Source organism: Chloroflexaceae bacterium, assembly GCA_025057155.1.
GTDB lineage: Bacteria > Chloroflexota > Chloroflexia > Chloroflexales > Chloroflexaceae > JACAEO01.
Genome location: JANWYD010000075.1, coordinates 1 through 807, shown reverse-complemented (window position 1 = coordinate 807; position 807 = coordinate 1). Strand labels below are relative to the sequence as shown.

Below are 807 nucleotides of genomic sequence, written 5' to 3'. Positions count from 1 at the left end.
CTGCCGCAGCCGCCGCTGCAACAGGTCCCGAAACAGGGCGTGGAAGCGGTGCCAGCGCCCCTCCCCGTCCAGCGGCATGAGGAACAGGTTCGCCCCCTCCAGCCGCTCGAGCAGCCGCTCCCCCGCGTGCTCGGACGCCCCCAGCAGCGCCGCCGCCAGCCCGGCGCAGAAGCGCTCGGGGACCGCCAGCGCCGGCAGGGCCGCCTGCAGGTCCGCCGGCTGGCGCGCCAGCACCTCTTCGGCCAGGTACTCGGCGATCTGTCGCCGCGCCCGGCCCGACAGCGCCCCGGCGACGCGCCCGTCGGCCCGCGCCAGGGCCGCCAGGTGCAGGGCGATGGGCCAGCCCTCCGTCTGCTGGTGCAGGGCCGCGGCCCGGTCCGGGTCGGGCGGCGCGCCTTCGAGGGCGGTGAGCAGGGCGACGGTTTCGGCGGGGGTGAAGCGCAGGTCGGCGGCGCGCAGTTCGGCGAGCTGGCGCTCGGCGCGCAGGCGGGCGAGGGGCAGGGGCGGGTCGGTGCGGCTGATGAGCGCCAGGCGGCAGGCGGGGGGCAGGTGCCGGAGGAGGTAGGCGGTCAGTTGATGGACCGGCGCGCTGCTGAGGGCGTGGTAGTCGTCGAGGACGAGGGTCAGGCCGCCGGGGAGGGCGGCGAGTTCGGCCAGGAAGGCCTCCAGGACGGTGTAGAGGGGGGCGGGCCGGGGGGCGTTGAGCAGGTCGAGGGTGGCGGGCAGGGCGCCGGGGGCGGCGTGCTCGACCGCGCCTGCCAGGTAGGCGAGGAGGCGCAGCGGGTCCTGGTCGTGCTCGTCGAGCGT

The 807-nt window shown here is 77.7% G+C and carries 1 protein-coding gene; it reads right to left on the bottom strand.

Features of this window, described 5'->3' with window-relative positions; genetic code table 11:
• On the bottom strand, positions 1-807 hold an 807-nt coding region (locus NZU74_20330; protein MCS6883676.1), incomplete at both ends, for a helix-turn-helix transcriptional regulator.